Below are 15,284 nucleotides of genomic sequence, written 5' to 3'. Positions count from 1 at the left end.
TTCAGTGCTTGTCGGCGGGCGCCTGCAGCAGCCGGTCGGTGTAGGCAATCGCCATCGCCGACAGCAGGAAGGCGACGTGGATCAGCGTCTGCCACATCAGCGTCTTCTCGGTGTAGTTGTCGGCGTTGATGAAGGTCTTCAGCAGGTGGATGGAGCTGATGCCGATGATGGCCGTGGCCAGCTTGACCTTCAGCACCGAGGCGTTCACGTGGCTGAGCCACTCCGGCTGGTCCGGGTGTTCGCTCAGGCCCATGCGGGACACGAAGGTCTCGTAGCCGCCGATGATGACCATGATGAGCAGGTTGGAAATCATCACCACATCGATCAGGCCGAGCACCACCAGCATCAGGATGGTCTCGTTGAGCTTGGCGATGGGTTCGTATCCGATGACTTGGTCGGCGGCATCCTTGATGGCCACGGCCTTGTAGCCAATGCTCTTGACCAGCATGGTCAGCGCTTCCTGGTTGCCGAACGCTGCCTCGATCAGGTGGACCAGTTCGGTCCAGAACTGGAAGACGTAGACCGCCTGCGCCAGGATCAAGCCGATGTACAGCGGCAGCTGCAGCCAGCGGCTGGCAAAGATCAGGCGGGGCAGGGGGCGAAGCTGGGGATCGTTGGGCATGGATGGAGACCGAGCAGAATTAGGGGAAATTCTAGGTCCCGTGCATGACGCCACGCCGTCAGGGCATCGTCAGACGCCCGCCGCACAGTCCGCGCCAAGAATCATCAGGAGACAAGCCATGAGCACGCTGAATACTTATGCACCCACGGCTGAGTGGGTCGCCAACGCCCACGTCAAAGGCGAGGCCGGTTACGCCGCACTGGTGGCCGAGGCCGAGGCCGACTACGCCGGCTTCTGGGCCCGCCAGGCACGCGAGCTGCTGAGCTGGCAGACGCCGTTCACCAAGACGCTGAACGACAGCGACGCGCCGTTCTTCAAGTGGTTCGAGGACGGCAAGCTCAACGTCTCCTACAACTGCCTGGACCGCCATGTCGAGGCGGGCAAGGGTGGCAAGACGGCGCTGATCTTCGAGGCCGACGACGGTACGGTCACCAAGGTCACCTACTCTGAGCTGCTGGCCAAGGTCAGCCAGCTCGCCAATGCGCTGAAGACCCGCGGCATCAACAAGGGCGACCGCGTCGTCATCTACATGCCCATGTCCGTCGAAGGCGTGGTGGCCATGCAGGCCTGCGCGCGCATCGGCGCGACGCACTCGGTGGTGTTCGGCGGCTTCTCGGCCCAGTCGCTGCGCGACCGCGTGCAGGACGCCGGCGCCGTGGCCATCCTCTGTGCCGACGAGCAGGCGCGTGGCGGCAAGGCGCTGCCGCTGAAATCAATCGTCGACGAGGCGCTGGACGGTGGCGTCTGCCCGACGCTGAAGGACGTCATCGTCTACAAGCGCACCGGCGGCAAGATCAACTGGGTCGAGGGCCGCGATTCCTGGCTGCACGAGCTGATGGCCGCCGAGCCCACCACCTGCGCGCCGGAGTGGGTCGAGGCCGAGCATCCGCTCTTCCTGCTCTACACCTCCGGCTCCACCGGCAAGCCCAAGGGTGTGCAGCACAGCACCGGCGGCTATCTGCTGCATGCCGCGCTGACGACCAAGTGGACCTTCGACCTGAAGGATGACGACATCTTCTGGTGCACGGCCGACATCGGCTGGGTCACGGGCCATACCTACATCACCTACGGCCCGCTGGCGCTGGGCGGCACCGAGATCGTCTTCGAGGGCGTGCCCACCTACCCGGACGCCGGCCGCTTCTGGCAGATGATCGAGAAGCACAAGGTCACGATCTTCTACACGGCGCCCACGGCCATACGTTCGCTGATCAAGGCGGCCGAGAGCAACGCCGCCGTCCACCCCGCGCGCTCCGACCTGAGCAGCCTGCGCCTGCTGGGCTCGGTGGGCGAGCCCATCAACCCGGCCGCCTGGGAGTGGTACCACCAGCATGTCGGCGGCGGCCGCTGCCCCATCGTCGACACCTTCTGGCAGACCGAGACCGGCGGCCACATGATCACGCCGCTGCCGGGCGCGACGACGCTGGTGCCGGGCTCCTGCACGTTGCCCTTCCCGGGCATCACGACGGCCATCGTCGACGAGACCGGCAACGACGTGCCCAACGGCCAGGGCGGCATCCTGGTCGTCAAGAAGCCCTGGCCTTCGATGATCCGCACGATCTGGGGCGACCCCGAGCGATTCAAGAAGAGCTACTACCCGCCGGAGCTGAAGGGCTACTACCTCGCCGGCGACGGCGCCATACGCGACGCCGAGACGGGCTACTTCACGATCACCGGCCGGATCGACGACGTGCTGAACGTGTCCGGCCACCGCATGGGCACGATGGAGATCGAGTCGGCGCTGGTCAGCTGCACGGAGCTGGTCGCCGAGGCGGCGGTCGTGGGTCGCCCGGACGACACGACCGGCGAGGCCATCTGCGCCTTCGTCGTGCTCAAGCGCGCCCGGCCGACCGGCGACGAGGCCAAGGCCATCGCCAAGCAGCTGCGCGACCACGTGGCCAAGGAGATCGGCCCCATCGCCAAGCCCAAGGACATCCGCTTTGGCGACAACCTGCCCAAGACCCGTTCGGGCAAGATCATGCGGCGGCTGTTGAGGTCGGTGGCGAAGGGGGAGACGGTGACGCAGGACACGTCAACTCTTGAGAATCCCGCGATCCTTGAGCAGTTGGGTCAGGCGTACTGAGTCCACGCGCTCCAACAAAAAGGCCGCCCTCGGGCGGCCTTTTTCATCGCGAGGCGAATCAACCGCGCCGGCGGCGGCGGGCGACGATGCCCAGCAAGCCCATGCCGCCTAACAGCAGCGCGTAGCTGCTCGGCTCCGGCACGGGGGTGGCCAGGTGGATCTTCAGGAACTCCGTGTTGTCGGAGCCGAGGTTGCGGCCACCGACGCCGGGATAGTTGTTGTCGTTGACGACCAGCAACGTGTTGGCGTCCAGCAGCAACACGTTCTCGATGGTGACGAACGGGAAGGTGAAGGCGGTGCTGCCGTCGCCGTTCAAGTCGTTGGGGTCGGCGATGTTCATCAGGTCGACCACTTCGGTCTTCACCAGGTTGCCGCTGCCGTCGACCTTGTTCAGGTCGACCTTGTAGATCTTCTTGAACGGCGTGCCGCTGGTGGCGGTGCCGCCATTGCGCTCGATGATGAGGAACTCGTGGTCGTTGATGGCCGTCATGTCGCCGATGGCCGTGCCCGCGCCCTCCAGCTTGTAGCGCCACTGCTCGCCGGTGTAGGCCTCGGTGTCGACGTTGAAGGCGTTGATGCGCAGCGTCTTGGCGGGGTCGCCGGAGACCGTGCCTTCCAGCAGCGTGTAGAGGCGGTCGCCGTTCGGGTTGATGGCCATGCCCTCGAAACCGCCCGAGTTGGCGATGGTGCTGAGCACGCTGCCGTTCTGCACGGCCTCGTTCGACGGCGACAACACACCCTTCATGCCGATCTCGCGGCGCAGCACTTCGCCGCTGGCGCTGGTCTTGACCAGGTAGGGGCCGAACTCGTCGCCGAACCACAGGTTGCCGTTCTTGTCCTTGCGCACCGACTCGATGTCCAGGTCGGCGCCGGTCAGCAGGCGGCCGCTGCGGATGCTGCTGTCGACCAGCGGGTTGGCGGCGTTGTTGTAGTAACGCGTGTAGTCCGCCTGCACCTTGAGGGACAGCAGGTGGTTGGGGTCGGACAGCGTGATGTAGCTGCCGGCCGTGAAGCCGCCCATGGCCGCGCCGGTGCTGAAGTTGGCGGCCGAGACGGTGCCGGTGCCGCCCGTAGCGGTCTTGAAGTCGGGCGTCACGCCGTACATGCGCAGCAGCGTGTCGCCGGAGTTGGCCTTGTTGCCGAAGCCGTTGTCGGTGGTGAACAGGTAGCTGCCGGCCGTCGGGCCCGCCAGCACGCCGGAGAAGCCCTGCACGGGCTGCTTGTTGACCAACGGCAGCGGGTTGCCACCGGCGCCGTTGGCGAACTGGCCGGACGTGGGGCCTTCCGAGAACGTGTTGGCCGGCATCAGCGCCCAGCCTTCCAGCGTGGCCGAGGCGGCCTGGGCAGCGCCGGCAAACAGGGCGGCAACGGTCGCGGCGATGGCAGCGAGTTGGGGGGTGCGGTGGATGGTCATGGGGAGCCGAGGGGAAAGGTGCGCAGAAAGGCCTGCGCGCCGGCATTCTTCGTGGCGGCGATGAATCCCCCATGAAGTGCCGCCGCGCCGTTTTCCCCCGTTCGGCTCATGCGGCGCACAAAGAGAACGGGCCCCGCAGGGCCCGTTGAATCAATGGCGGAAGGGGGTCACTTGACCGACAGCACCCACTTGGCCAGCGTCTCGGCCTCGGCCGGCGTGACCTGCGGGTTGGGCGGCATGGGCACGGGGCCCCAGGCGTCCTTGCCGCCCTTGATGATCTTTTCGGCCAGCTTCTTGGTGGCGTCCTTGTCCTTGGCGTACTTGGCGGCGACGTCCTTGTAGGACGGGCCGACCAGCTTCTTGTCGACGGCATGGCAGGCCATGCAGTTCTTCTTCTGCGCCAGTTCCTGGTTGGCGAACGCGGCGGCGGGCGCGATCAGGGCGAGGCTGAGGATCAGGACATTCTTCATGCAAACCTTTCGGGGGCGGTGAACTACAGTGAACGCAAAGATACCTGAAGGAGTTGACGCATGGCATTCGTGTTGATCGGCGTCCTGTTCCTCGTGCTGCGGCTTGGGGGCTGGGTCGACTTCCACAAGGACGATACCTGGGCCTGGCTCATCGTGCTGTCGCCCTTCGCGCTGGCCGTCGTCTGGTGGGCCTGGGCGGACGCCAGCGGTTTCACGCAGCGCAAGGTCATGGACTCGCTGGACGCCAAGAAGGCGGCGCGGCGGGAGCAGCAGATGGAAGCGCTGGGCCAGTACAAGCCGGGGCAGAAAAAGAAGCGCTGAGAGCGCTTCCCGGTCACTCGAACCGTTGACGCAGGCTCAGCGAGCCTGCGCCCCGATTCGATCTGAAACAGCTGCGCGGTTTCAGGCCGGCGTCGTGACCGACACCGGCAGTGAGTTCGTCAGCGAACTCACTCGAACCGGTCCAGCACCGCGCCGCTGCTCGCGCTCGACGCATTCTTCGCGAACTTGGCCAGCACGCCCCGCGTGTAGCGCGGCGCCGGCTGCACCCAGGCCGCCCGGCGCTTGGCCAGCTCGGCTTCGTCGACGTGCAGGTCCAGCACCAGCTTGTGCGCGTCAATGGTGATGGTGTCGCCCTCCTGCACCAGTGCGATGACGCCGCCCTCGTAGGCCTCCGGCGCCACATGGCCCACCACCATGCCCCAGGTGCCGCCCGAGAAGCGGCCGTCGGTGATCAAGCCCACGCTCTCGCCCAGGCCCTGACCGATCAGCGCGCCGGTGGGGGCCAGCATCTCCGGCATGCCGGGGCCGCCCTTGGGGCCCAGGTAGCGCAGCACCATGACGTCGCCCGCAACGATCTTGTTGGCCATGATGGCGGCCAGCGCGCTCTGCTCGTCGTCGAAGACGCGCGCCGGGCCGGTCATCACCGGCGTTTTCAGACCGGTGATCTTGGCGACGCAGCCTTCGGGCGAGAGATTGCCGCGCAGGATGGCCAGGTGGCCTTCTGCATAGATGGGCTGGGCCACCGGCTGGATGACGTCCTGATCGGCGCTCAGTGCGGGCACGTCGGCCAGGTTCTCGGCCACGGTCTTGCCGGTGATGGTGATGCAGTCGCCGTGCAGCAGGCCGGCGGTCAGCAGCTCCTTCATGACGGCGGGCACGCCGCCGGCCTTGTGCAGGTCCACGGCCAGGTACTTGCCGCTGGGCTTGAGGTTGCACAGCACCGGGATCTTCTTGCGCATGCGCTCGAAGTCGTCGATGGTCCAGTCCACCTCGGCCGCATGGGCGATGGCCAGGAAGTGCAGCACCGCGTTCGTCGAGCCGCCCGTGGCCATGATGACGGCGACGGCGTTCTCGATCGCCTTCTTGGTGACGATGTCGCGCGGCTTCAGGTCGGCCTTGACGGCTGCGACCAGGTAGTCAGCGGCCTTCTTGGTGTTCTCGACCACCTCGTCCTCGACGTTGGACATGCTGGACGAGTAGGGCAGGCTCATGCCCAGCGCCTCGAAGGCCGAGCTCATCGTGTTGGCCGTGTACATGCCGCCGCAGGAGCCGCTGCCGGGGATGGCGCGCTTCTCGATCTGGCAGAAGTCTTCCTCGCTCATCTTGCCGGCGCTGAACTGGCCCACGGCTTCAAACACCGAGACGATGTTCAAGTCCTGGCCCTTGTAGTGGCCCGGCTTGATGGTGCCGCCGTAGATGTAGATGGCCGGCACGTTGGCGCGCAACATGCCCATCATGCCGCCGGGCATGTTCTTGTCACAGCCGCCGATGACCATGACACCGTCCAGCCACTGACCGCCCACGCAGGTCTCCACGCAGTCGGAGATGACCTCGCGCGACACCAGGCTGTACTTCATGCCCTCGGTGCCCATGGCCATGCCGTCGGAGATGGTCGGCGTGCCGAACAGCTGGGCGTTGGCGCCGGCCGCCTTCAGGCCGATGACCGCCGCGTCGGCGAGCTTCTGCAGGCCGGAGTTGCAGGGCGTGATCGTCGAGTGGCCGTTGGCGATGCCGATCATCGGCTTGCCGAAGTCGGTCTCCTGGTAGCCCATGCCGTAGTACATGGAGCGGTTGGGCGCGCGGGCCACGCCCTCGGTGATGTTCTTGCTGCGGCGGTTGAAGCTCATGACGGTCTCCTGAAGAAGTCGGCAGTTTGGCGCGCGTCTCAACGCTTATCAAATATATTGTTCTCATTGAATCAATACGTTCGGTGAATCAATGATCGAGCTGCGCCCCCTCCAGCAATTCCTTGCCGTGGCCGAGCTGCTGCACTTCGGCCGCGCCGCCGAGCGCCTGCACATGAGCCAGCCGCCGCTGACGCAGGCGGTGCGCAAGCTGGAGGCGCAGCTCGGCGTGCAACTGTTCGAGCGCAGCAGCCGCAGCGTGCGGCTGACGGCGGCCGGCGCGGCGCTGCAGGTGTCGGCGCAGAAGCTGCTGGCCGAAGCCGCAGCGTTGCCGGGCGAGGTGAGGGCGGTGGCCGACGGCCTGGCCGGGCGGCTGCGGCTGGCCTTCGTGTCCACCGTGGGCTTCGGCGGCCTGCCGCTGTGGCTGCGGTCCTTCCGCGAGGCCTGCCCGCAGGTGGCGCTGCTGCTGCGCGAGGCGACGCTGGACGTGCAGTTGCACGAGTTTGCCGCCGGCAGCATCGACGCCGGCTTCGTCATCCACACGCCGGGCCAGGCGCCGGCCGGCTTCGAGCGGCTGTCCATCGGTGTCGAGCCCCTCATCCTGGCCCTGCCCAGCACTGACCAGCCGCCCAGCGACGCCCAGTGCCTGGCGGCGCCGCTGGTCATCTTCCCGCGCGAGATTGCGCCGTCTCTCTTCGACGCCATCCTGGCCCACCACGGCAGCAACGGCGTGGCGCAGGAGGCCATCCAGATGCAGACCATCATCAACCTCGTCTCCGCCGCCATCGGCGTGGCCTGGGTGCCGGCCAGCCTGCAGGGCCTGCAGCGCGCGGGTGTCGTCTACCGCCGCATGGACGGCGCGCCCGAGGTCGAGACCAGCCTGATCTGGCGCGCCGATGCACCACCCGCCGTCGCACGCTTCGTCGAGCACGTGGCCAGCCACGCCTGAGGGCGCTGGCTATGATGCGCGCCGCTTCCTGCTTCCCGATCGAGCCATGCTGGTTCACCCACAGTTCGACCCCATCGCCCTCCAGCTCGGCCCCGTGGCCGTGCACTGGTACGGCATCACCTACCTGATCGCCTTCGGCCTTTTCCTGTGGCTGGCGGGCAAGCGCGCGCGCATGCCGCAGCACGCGGCCGTGGGCTGGACGAAGCGGGACGTCGACGACGTGCTGTTCTACGGCGTGCTGGGCGTCGTGGTGGGCGGGCGGCTGGGCTACTGCTTCTTCTACAAGCCGGACTACTACCTGCACAACCTGGGCGAAATCTTCGCAGTCTGGAAGGGCGGCATGGCCTTCCACGGTGGCCTGCTGGGCGTGCTGTTTGGCCTCTGGCTGTTCGGCCGCCAGCGCGGCCGCAGCTTCTTCGAGGTGGCTGACCTGATTGCGCCCTGCGTGCCCACCGGCATCATGGCCGTGCGGCTGGGCAACTTCATCAACGGCGAGCTGTGGGGGCGCGAGGCGCCGGCCGATCTGCCATGGGCTATGGTCTTTCCGCAGGCCAACGATGGCGGCATCGCTCGTCACCCGTCCCAGCTCTACCAAGCGGCCGGAGAAGGCCTGCTGCTCTTCGTCATCCTGTGGTTCTATGCCCGCAAGCCGCGCGCGACCGGGCAGATCTCGGGCGTCTTCATGATGGGCTACGGCGTGTTCCGCTTCATGGCCGAGTACTTCCGGCAGCCCGACGACTTCCTCGGCCTGCGCGCGCTGAACTGGAGCCAGGGGCAGTGGTTGAGCCTGCCGATGATCCTGGCGGGTGCTGCAATCTTTGTCTGGGCCACGAAGCGCAATCAGAGGCCCGCATGAGGCAGATCTTCTTCGACACCGAAACCACCGGCCTGGATGCCGACAAGGGCGACCGCATCATCGAGATCGGCTGCGTGGAGATGCTCAACCGGCAGCTCACCGGCAACAACCTGCACCTCTACATCAACCCCGAGCGAGCCAGCCATGAGGACGCGCTGCGGGTGCACGGGCTGACCGAGGCCTTCCTGTCGGACAAGCCCAAGTTCGCCGAGATCGTCGACCAGTTGCTGGCCTTCGTGGCCGGCGCCGAGCTGGTCATCCACAACGCGCCCTTCGACATCGGCTTCATCAACGCCGAGCTGAAGCGCCTGCGCCGTGGCGTGCTGACCGACCATGTCGGCGGCGTGCGCGACACGCTGCTGATGGCGCGGGACCTCTTCCCCGGCAAGGCCAACTCGCTGGACGCGTTGTGCCGCCGCCTGGAAGTGGACAACACCAAGCGCGTGCTGCACGGCGCGCTGCTGGACGCCGAGCTGCTGGCCGATGTCTACATCCGCCTGACGCGCGGCCAGGACGCGCTGCTGATGGACGACCACGGCGACTCGGCCAGCGGCGATGCGCACGCGACCGTCGACGCCGTGGACCTGAGCCGTTTCGAGCTGCCCGTGCTGCGCGCCGACGCCGCCGAGGCGGCGGCCCATGCCAAGCTGATGGCCGAGCTGGACAAGGCAGCAGGTGGTGCCTGCAAGTGGCGTGCTCTGGAGCCCGCCCAACCCGTGGCATAATCGCGGGCTTCCCGGATACGGGACGTTGATAAGCCGCACGCAAGTGCGGCGTTCAGGGCGGTTAGCTCAGGGGTAGAGCACCACATTCACACTGTGGGGGTCGCAGGTTCGAAACCTGCACCGCCCACCAAGCCTTGCTTGGTATCTGAACACAGTCACCGCAAACCCGGGCGGTTAGCTCAGCGGTAGAGCACTGCCTTCACACGGCAGGGGTCGCAGGTTCGAACCCTGCACCGCCCACCAACAGAAGTTGTCGAACCCGGCCCGCGTGCCGGGTTTGTCGTTTCAGGACGTCAGCGCACGCCTGACCAGTTCATCGGCGCTGCCATCGTGCCGGAATCCCAGCGCATGGGCCGCCGGCGTGTGGAGCGGTGGGTAGCCGGCAAACAGCCGTTGCACCTGCGCTTGGGGCTCGAAGCGGACCAGCGCCTCCCGGCCGGGGCCGCAGATGCGGGCCAGCGCGGCGATGACCTGCTGCATCGACAGATGCAAGGCCGGCACCTGCACCACGCGGCGCGGGCCGAGTCGGGCCGTGTCCAGGCACGCGGCCAGCAGCAGGTTGTCGACACAGGCCTGCACTGACAGCCACCAGGCGGTGCCGCATGCACTCACCGGCAGCACGAGAGGCTGGCCGTCGCGCAGCTTCCAGAACAGCTGGCTCATGAAGGCGGACATCAGGCCGGCGCCGTCGCCGGGGCGGGCGACGATGCCCGGCAGGCGCAGCGAACAGGCCTGCACCCAGCCGCGCCGGTCGGCGTCCGCCAGTAGCACCTCGGCGGCCAGCTTGTGGGCGCCGTAGCTCAGGGCCGGCTGGGCCGGCGTGGCGTCGTCGACCCAGGCTGGCAACGGATCACCATAGACCGCCACCGTGCTGGCGAAGACGAGGCGCGGCGCGCCACCCTGGGCGCGTAGCAGGTCGACCAGTCGCAGTGTGGCGTCGAGGTTGACGCGGCGTGCCGTGTCCGGTGCCTGCTCGGCGGCCCCACCGGGGACGCTGGCGAGATGGAAGACCGCGTCAACCGGAGCCGCGAGCGCGCGTTCCAGCACGCCCGCTTCGGCAATCGATCCGGCTACCGGCCGGATGCGGGCGTCGGCGGGCAGGTCCTCCAGATTCAGGTCCGAGGCTACGAGGCTGGCCACGGGGCGCCCGCCGAGGCCGTGCGACAGCAGGCGCCTCAGCAGGGCCCGGCCGACGAAGCCGTTGGCGCCTGTGAGCAGCACGGCCATGCCCGGGCCGGACATTCAAGCGCCGTCCGAGACCGTCGTGCCGCCGTCCACGACCAGGTTGTGCCCGGTGACGAAGGCGCCAGCGGCACTGGCCAGCATGACGACGACGCCGGCCACCTCTTCGGGCTCGCCGACGCGGCGCAGCGGCGTGGCCTGCAGGCGCCGGGCCATGAAGCTGGCGTCCTGCAGCAGCTCCTCGGCCAGCGGCGTGCGGATCAGCCCGGGCGATACCGCGTTGACGCGCACGCGTTGAGGTCCCCATTCGACGGCGAGATTGCGTGCCAGCTGCGCCAGCGCGGCCTTGGACAGGCCGTAGAGGCCCAGCGAGCGGTTGCCGCGCAGGCCGGCGATGCTGGACATCAGGATGACGCTGCCGCCACCACGCCGGGCCATGCCGGGCAGCAGGCCCGTGCACAGGCGGGCTGCGGAGCGCAGGTTGATGTCCAGCACCTGCTGCCAGTCGGCGTCGCCCGCGGCCGTCAGCGGGCCGGCCGGCCCCTGGATGCCGGCATTGCAGATCAGCACGTCGATGCCGCCCGCTGCGGCGATCAAGGCCTCGATCTGTGCCGGCAGCGCCAGGTCGGCCGCGATGGCTGTGGCCGTGTGGCCCTCGGCCCGGAGCGCGTCGGCCGTGCGCTCGCAGTCGGCAGGCATGCGGTCGGAGACGAGCACGTGCGCACCCTGGGCCGCCAGCGCACGCGCGATGGCCAGGCCCAGGCCCTGGCCGGCGCCGGTCACGAGGGCCGTGCGTTCGGCGAGGTCGAACAGGCCCCGGCTCACGGCTTCGATGCCAGTGCCGTCGCGAGCCCGGGTTCGTAGCGGCCGTCCAGCAGCACGAAGAGCATGCGGCAGGGGCGGTCCGAGCGGTTGGCCCAGGCATGGTTGCTGCCGCGCTGGATGACCACGCTGCCGGGGCGCAGCAGCACCTCGCCCTCGTCGAGCACCAGGGTCAGTTCGCCGTCAATGACGACGCCGTAGTCGACGGACTCGGTGCGGTGCATCAGCGGGTGGGGCGAGTCCGCGCGCACGGTCGAGGCCTCGGCATCGCCGAGCTGGGCGAAGGCCTCGCGCATGCGGGCGGCGCCCTGGGTCAGGTGCTCGGCCGTGTCGGGCGGGATGTCGACAAAGCGCAAGCGGCTGCCCTGGCGAGGCGGCGGCAGCACCAGCGGGCCGTGGGTCGGGTCGGGGCCGTTGTCGACGCGGGCGGGCGAGCCTGCGGTGGACCAGACCTCGTGGAAGACCGTGCCCGGAATGGCCTGCAGTTCGACGACGGTGGGCAGCGGGCCGTCGCTGATGACGATGGCCCGGCCGTGCGCATCGTGGCCGGTGACCACGCGATGGATGGGCGGCAGCAGGCTCATGACGTGTGCGGTGCGGGTTTGAGACTGGGGGCGGTCGGCACGGATGCGGTGGCAGCGGCGGCGCAAGCCGGCTTGCCCTGGGGCGAGTGCGGGTGTGCGGGTGTCGTCGCACCGTCGAGCGCCGTCGACACCGCGACCAGCGCGCCGCCGATGTTGACGAGCCGGGTCATGCCGGTCTGCCCGCGTCCACGACGCGCTGGTCCAGCACGCCGAAAGGCCCGGGCTCGCCGTTCTCGAAGCGGGCCTCCATGCGCACGCGGTCGCCAAAGCGCATGAAGCCGCTGCGGACTTCGCCGAGATCGATCTTCTCGATCATGCGGCGCTCGGCGATGCAGGCCGAGCCGGCCGCGCGTTCGACATTGGAGACGGTGCCCGAGCCGATGAGGGTGCCCGCGCGCAGCCGGCGCGTGCGCGCGGCATGCGCGATGAGCTGGCCGAAGTGGAAGTTCATCGGCGCGGCGCTGGGCTCGCCGAAGCGCTCGCCGTTCCATTCGATGTGCAGGCGCAACCGCAGCCGGCCGTCGCTCCACGCGGGGCCCAGCTCGTCGGGCGTGACGGCGAAGGGCGCGAAGGCGGTGGACGGCTTGGCCTGCAGGAAGCCGAAGCCGGTGCGCACCTCGCGCTGGCCCAGCGCGCGCAGGCTCCAGTCGTTGAGCTGCACCAGCAGGCGCACGGCGGCCAGCGCCTGGGTCGGGCTGGCGCCCAGCGGCACCTCGCCGACGATGACGCCGAACTCGCCCTCGAAGTCGATGCCGTCGGCTTCGCTGGGCAGCGGCACGTTGGCGTGCGGACCGAGGAAGTCGTCGCTGGCGCCCTGGTACATCACGGGCACGGTGTCGAAGTCGGGAATCGGCGGCGTGCCGAAGGCCGTTTCCATCAGCCGGCCGTGGTTCAGGAAGGCCGAGGCGTCCAGCCACTGCGGGCTGCGCGGCAGCGGCGCGGCGCAACGCTGCGGGTCGAAGGCCAAGGTCGCGGCCTTGCCGGCTTCGAGCGCGGCCGCGCACTCGCGCAGCGCGGGCTCGGCCTGCGTCCAGTTTTGCAGGGCGCCGATCAGCGTCGATGCCGGTGCCGTCGTGGCGTGGCGGCCGTCCTGCGAGACGAGGATGAGGCGGCCGTCCAGGCTGCCGTCGTTGAGGGTGGCGAGGCGCATGGCGGTCAGTCCTCGAAGATGGCGACGGCGCGCGTCCAGCCCGCGGAGGCGCCGCGGATCTTGTGCGGGAAGCAGCTGACGAGGAAGCCGTGCGCGGGCAGCGCCTCCAGGTTGTGCAGCTTCTCCAGGTGGCAGTAGCCGATGTCGCGGCCGGCCTTGTGGCCTTCCCAGATCAGCGAGGTGTCGCCGGTGGCGGCCACCTTCTTGGCGGTGTACGAGAAGGGCGCGTCCCAGCTCCAGGCGTCGGTGCCGGTCAGGCGCACGCCGCGCTCCAGCAGGTACATCGTCGCCTCGTAGCCCATGCCGCAGCCGGCGCCCAGGTAGTCGGGGTGGCCGTAGCGGGAGCCGGCGCGGGTGTTGACGAGCACGATGTCCAGCGGCTGCAGGTCCCAGCCGATGCGGGCCAGCTCGGCCTCGACCTCGGCGGCGGTGGCGACGTGGCCATCGGGCAAGTGGCGGAAGTCCAGCTTCACGCCGGGCTGCAGGCACCAGTCCAGCGGAACCTCGTCGATGGTGATGCTGGGCCGGCTGCCGCCGTTCTTGGCGTCCTGCGTCGAATGAAAGTGCCAGGGCGCGTCCAGATGGGTGCCGTTGTGCGTCGTCAGCGTGACCCACTCGGCTGCGGCGGCCTCGCCGTCGGGGTAGTCCTCGGGCTTCGTGCCCGGGATCATGGCCATGAACTCGTGCAGCGTGTCCTGGTGCTTCTGGTAGGTGATCTTGGGCGCCAGCGGGGGCGGGTCGGACAGCACGTCGTTTTCGAGGTAGATCGACAGGTCGACGAGGCGGCGGGGGCGGTGGGTCGGGCGCATGGTGCTTGTCGTCAGATGGGCTTGCCGAGTGCCATCAGCGTCTCGCGCATGATCTGGCCGTGCTCTTCCTTGGAGCCGCCTTCCATCTCGATCTGGCCCAGCCGTGCCGAGTTGTCGACGACGAGGCGGCAGCGCTCGAAGCGCCGCGACTGGAAGGCCGCCAGCGCTGCGTCCACAGTGGCCTTGCTGGCGATCTCGTCGGCCAGCACGAGGGCGTCCTCGAGGCCGATGCAGGCGCCCGAGGCCATGTGCGGCGTCGTCGCATGCACGGTGTCGCCGATCAGCACGACGCGGCCGCGGTACCAGTCGCCGCGCACCAGCAGGCCCTCCAGCGGGCGGTAGACGATCTGCGAGCCGGGCGTGAGTTGCGCGCGCAGGCCTTGCAGCAGCGGGTCGGGGAAGGGCGCGAGCAAGGCCTTCAATGTGTCGCAGAAGGTGGCCGGGTCGACGAAGTCGTTGCTTGGCCGGTGCTCGGTGACGAACAGGTAGAGCTCATCGGCCGAGACCGGGTTGACGCCCGGCTTGACGGCGCCGCCCATCCACATCGTGATGGTCTTGAGTTCGTCCGGCCGCGGCAGCACGGCGCGCCAGACGGCCTGGCCGCTGTACTGCGGTCTGGGCGCGTCGGGCAGCACGGCCTCGCGCACCTTGGAGTAGAGGCCGTCGGCGCCGATGACGAGGTCGTAGCGCTCGCGGCGGCCGTCGGTGAAGGTCACGTCCACGCCGTCGGCGTCCTGCTCGATGGCGGTGAAGGTGCAGCCCAGCCGCACCTTGGCGCCGCTGGCGCGTGTGGCGTCGGCCAGGATGCGCGCCAGCACGGGCCGCATGATGGCGCCGCCGCCCGGCACGTCGGCGCCGGCCAGGCGCGGCGTGGGCAGTTCGCCGATGGGCTGGCCGTTCGGCAGGCGCAGCGCCACGCCGTCGCTGGCGGCGCCGAGCCGCAGGAATTCATCGAGCACGCCGAGCTGGCGGAAGGCGCGCAGCGTTGCGCCGCCCAGGCTGATGCCGGCGCCGTAGTTGCGCCAGTCGGGGTCGATCTCGGCGATCTCGACATTGGCGCCGTGCTTGCGCAATTGGATGGCTGCGGCCATGCCGGAAAAGCCGCCGCCGATGATGAGGATGCGCTGGGCTGCGAGGCTCATGGGGTTGTCTCCTGTGGGGTGGGGTGGGCGAGGTGGACCTCGCCGTCGTTCTTGATCTCGATGGCCACGGCCGTCAGCGCGCTGCCCAGGGCGGCGCCCGCGACGCAGTGGCCGGTGGCGGGGTCGAAGCGCGCGCCATGGGCGTAGCAGACGATGTGGCGGCGGTCGGCGCTGAGGTAGGCGTCACGCCGCCAGGCCAGCGGCGCGCCGTCCACATGCGGGCAGGCGTTGCGCCAGGCGTGCAGGTGACCGGCGTGGCGCACCAGCAGCAGCTGGTCTTGGCCGGTGCCGGCCGGGTCGAAGCCACGCGCCTGGCCTTCGGCCAGGTCCTGCTGGTGGCACAGCCGGGTCAT

General features: G+C 68.9%; 17 protein-coding genes and 2 tRNA genes. 7 read left to right on the top strand and 12 right to left on the bottom strand.

What is annotated here, in order from left to right; genetic code table 11:
* Window position 1: 1 nt before the first annotated feature.
* Entirely contained in the window at window positions 2-622 is a 621-nt protein-coding gene (locus ACG00Y_RS03680; RefSeq protein WP_394476057.1) for a TIGR00645 family protein, read from the bottom strand.
* Between the two features lie 118 nt (window positions 623-740).
* Here ACG00Y_RS03680 and acs point away from each other — a divergent pair, with 118 nt between their 5' ends.
* Window positions 741-2,702 carry an acetate--CoA ligase gene (gene acs / locus ACG00Y_RS03675; protein ID WP_394476055.1) on the top strand — a complete coding sequence of 654 codons (1,962 nt, stop codon included), beginning with the start codon at window positions 741-743 and terminating at the stop codon, window positions 2,700-2,702.
* 58 nt (window positions 2,703-2,760) lie between these two features.
* On the opposite strand, the gene ACG00Y_RS03670 is transcribed toward acs, so the two are convergent.
* Window positions 2,761-4,116 (bottom strand): esterase-like activity of phytase family protein, encoded by a 1,356-nt coding sequence (locus tag ACG00Y_RS03670; RefSeq protein ID WP_394476053.1) that lies wholly within the window; start codon window positions 4,114-4,116, stop codon window positions 2,761-2,763.
* A gap of 167 nt (window positions 4,117-4,283) precedes the next feature.
* Window positions 4,284-4,586 carry a c-type cytochrome gene (locus tag ACG00Y_RS03665; RefSeq protein ID WP_394476051.1) on the bottom strand — a complete coding sequence of 101 codons (303 nt, stop codon included), beginning with the start codon at window positions 4,584-4,586 and terminating at the stop codon, window positions 4,284-4,286.
* A gap of 60 nt (window positions 4,587-4,646) precedes the next feature.
* On the opposite strand from ACG00Y_RS03665, the gene ACG00Y_RS03660 reads away from it, so the two are divergent.
* Window positions 4,647-4,907 carry a TIGR04438 family Trp-rich protein gene (locus tag ACG00Y_RS03660; RefSeq protein WP_394476049.1) on the top strand — a complete coding sequence of 87 codons (261 nt, stop codon included), beginning with the start codon at window positions 4,647-4,649 and terminating at the stop codon, window positions 4,905-4,907.
* Window positions 4,908-5,035: 128 nt separating this feature from the next.
* Here ACG00Y_RS03660 and ilvD read toward each other — a convergent pair whose 3' ends face one another.
* The gene (gene ilvD, locus ACG00Y_RS03655) at window positions 5,036-6,715 is read right to left on the bottom strand and encodes a dihydroxy-acid dehydratase (protein WP_394476048.1); all 1,680 of its coding nucleotides are present in this window, start codon (window positions 6,713-6,715) and stop codon (window positions 5,036-5,038) included.
* 91 nt (window positions 6,716-6,806) lie between these two features.
* Here ilvD and ACG00Y_RS03650 point away from each other — a divergent pair, with 91 nt between their 5' ends.
* From ACG00Y_RS03650 to ACG00Y_RS03630, 5 genes are all read left to right on the top strand, one after another.
* Window positions 6,807-7,661 (top strand): LysR family transcriptional regulator, encoded by an 855-nt coding sequence (locus tag ACG00Y_RS03650; protein WP_394476046.1) that lies wholly within the window; start codon window positions 6,807-6,809, stop codon window positions 7,659-7,661.
* Between the two features lie 46 nt (window positions 7,662-7,707).
* Window positions 7,708-8,517, top strand: coding sequence for a prolipoprotein diacylglyceryl transferase (gene lgt, locus ACG00Y_RS03645; RefSeq protein WP_394476045.1), 810 nt, complete (start codon window positions 7,708-7,710; stop codon window positions 8,515-8,517).
* On the top strand, window positions 8,514-9,242 hold the full coding sequence (gene dnaQ, locus ACG00Y_RS03640; RefSeq protein WP_394476043.1) for a DNA polymerase III subunit epsilon: 729 nt from the start codon (window positions 8,514-8,516) through the stop codon (window positions 9,240-9,242). Before lgt ends, dnaQ begins: the two co-directional genes overlap by 4 nt.
* A gap of 55 nt (window positions 9,243-9,297) precedes the next feature.
* Window positions 9,298-9,372 (top strand) — tRNA-Val (locus tag ACG00Y_RS03635).
* A 38-nt stretch (window positions 9,373-9,410) separates the two neighbouring features.
* A tRNA-Val gene (locus ACG00Y_RS03630) sits at window positions 9,411-9,485 on the top strand.
* A gap of 42 nt (window positions 9,486-9,527) precedes the next feature.
* Here the strand turns inward: ACG00Y_RS03630 and ACG00Y_RS03625 are convergent.
* From ACG00Y_RS03625 to ACG00Y_RS03590, 8 genes are read right to left on the bottom strand one after another with little or no spacing between them, the layout of a single operon-like run.
* Complete coding sequence (locus tag ACG00Y_RS03625; protein ID WP_394476042.1) at window positions 9,528-10,484, bottom strand: NAD-dependent epimerase/dehydratase family protein; 957 nt, start codon at window positions 10,482-10,484, stop codon at window positions 9,528-9,530.
* Window positions 10,485-11,249 (bottom strand): SDR family NAD(P)-dependent oxidoreductase, encoded by a 765-nt coding sequence (locus ACG00Y_RS03620; RefSeq protein ID WP_394476040.1) that lies wholly within the window; start codon window positions 11,247-11,249, stop codon window positions 10,485-10,487.
* Window positions 11,246-11,830: a cupin domain-containing protein gene (locus ACG00Y_RS03615; protein WP_394476039.1), complete on the bottom strand. Its 585-nt coding sequence runs from the start codon at window positions 11,828-11,830 to the stop codon at window positions 11,246-11,248. The genes ACG00Y_RS03620 and ACG00Y_RS03615 overlap by 4 nt, the downstream gene beginning before the upstream one ends.
* Window positions 11,827-12,000, bottom strand: coding sequence for a hypothetical protein (locus tag ACG00Y_RS03610; RefSeq protein WP_394476038.1), 174 nt, complete (start codon window positions 11,998-12,000; stop codon window positions 11,827-11,829). The genes ACG00Y_RS03615 and ACG00Y_RS03610 overlap by 4 nt, the downstream gene beginning before the upstream one ends.
* Window positions 11,997-12,980: a fumarylacetoacetate hydrolase family protein gene (locus tag ACG00Y_RS03605; RefSeq protein ID WP_394476036.1), complete on the bottom strand. Its 984-nt coding sequence runs from the start codon at window positions 12,978-12,980 to the stop codon at window positions 11,997-11,999. The genes ACG00Y_RS03610 and ACG00Y_RS03605 overlap by 4 nt, the downstream gene beginning before the upstream one ends.
* 5 nt (window positions 12,981-12,985) lie before the next feature.
* A complete protein-coding gene (locus tag ACG00Y_RS03600; protein ID WP_394476034.1) occupies window positions 12,986-13,789 on the bottom strand; it encodes a cyclase family protein in 804 nt (267 codons plus the stop codon).
* A gap of 11 nt (window positions 13,790-13,800) precedes the next feature.
* Complete coding sequence (locus ACG00Y_RS03595) at window positions 13,801-14,931, bottom strand: FAD-dependent oxidoreductase (protein WP_394476032.1); 1,131 nt, start codon at window positions 14,929-14,931, stop codon at window positions 13,801-13,803.
* Window positions 14,928-15,284 (bottom strand): Rieske (2Fe-2S) protein, encoded by a 357-nt coding sequence (locus ACG00Y_RS03590; protein WP_394476031.1) that lies wholly within the window; start codon window positions 15,282-15,284, stop codon window positions 14,928-14,930. The genes ACG00Y_RS03595 and ACG00Y_RS03590 overlap by 4 nt, the downstream gene beginning before the upstream one ends.

Source organism: Pelomonas parva, from assembly GCF_043555835.1.
Taxonomy (GTDB): Bacteria; Pseudomonadota; Gammaproteobacteria; order Burkholderiales; family Burkholderiaceae_C; genus Pelomonas; species Pelomonas parva.
The sequence above is the reverse complement of the archived record's forward strand: the minus strand, read 5'-3'. Positions and strand labels throughout refer to the sequence as shown.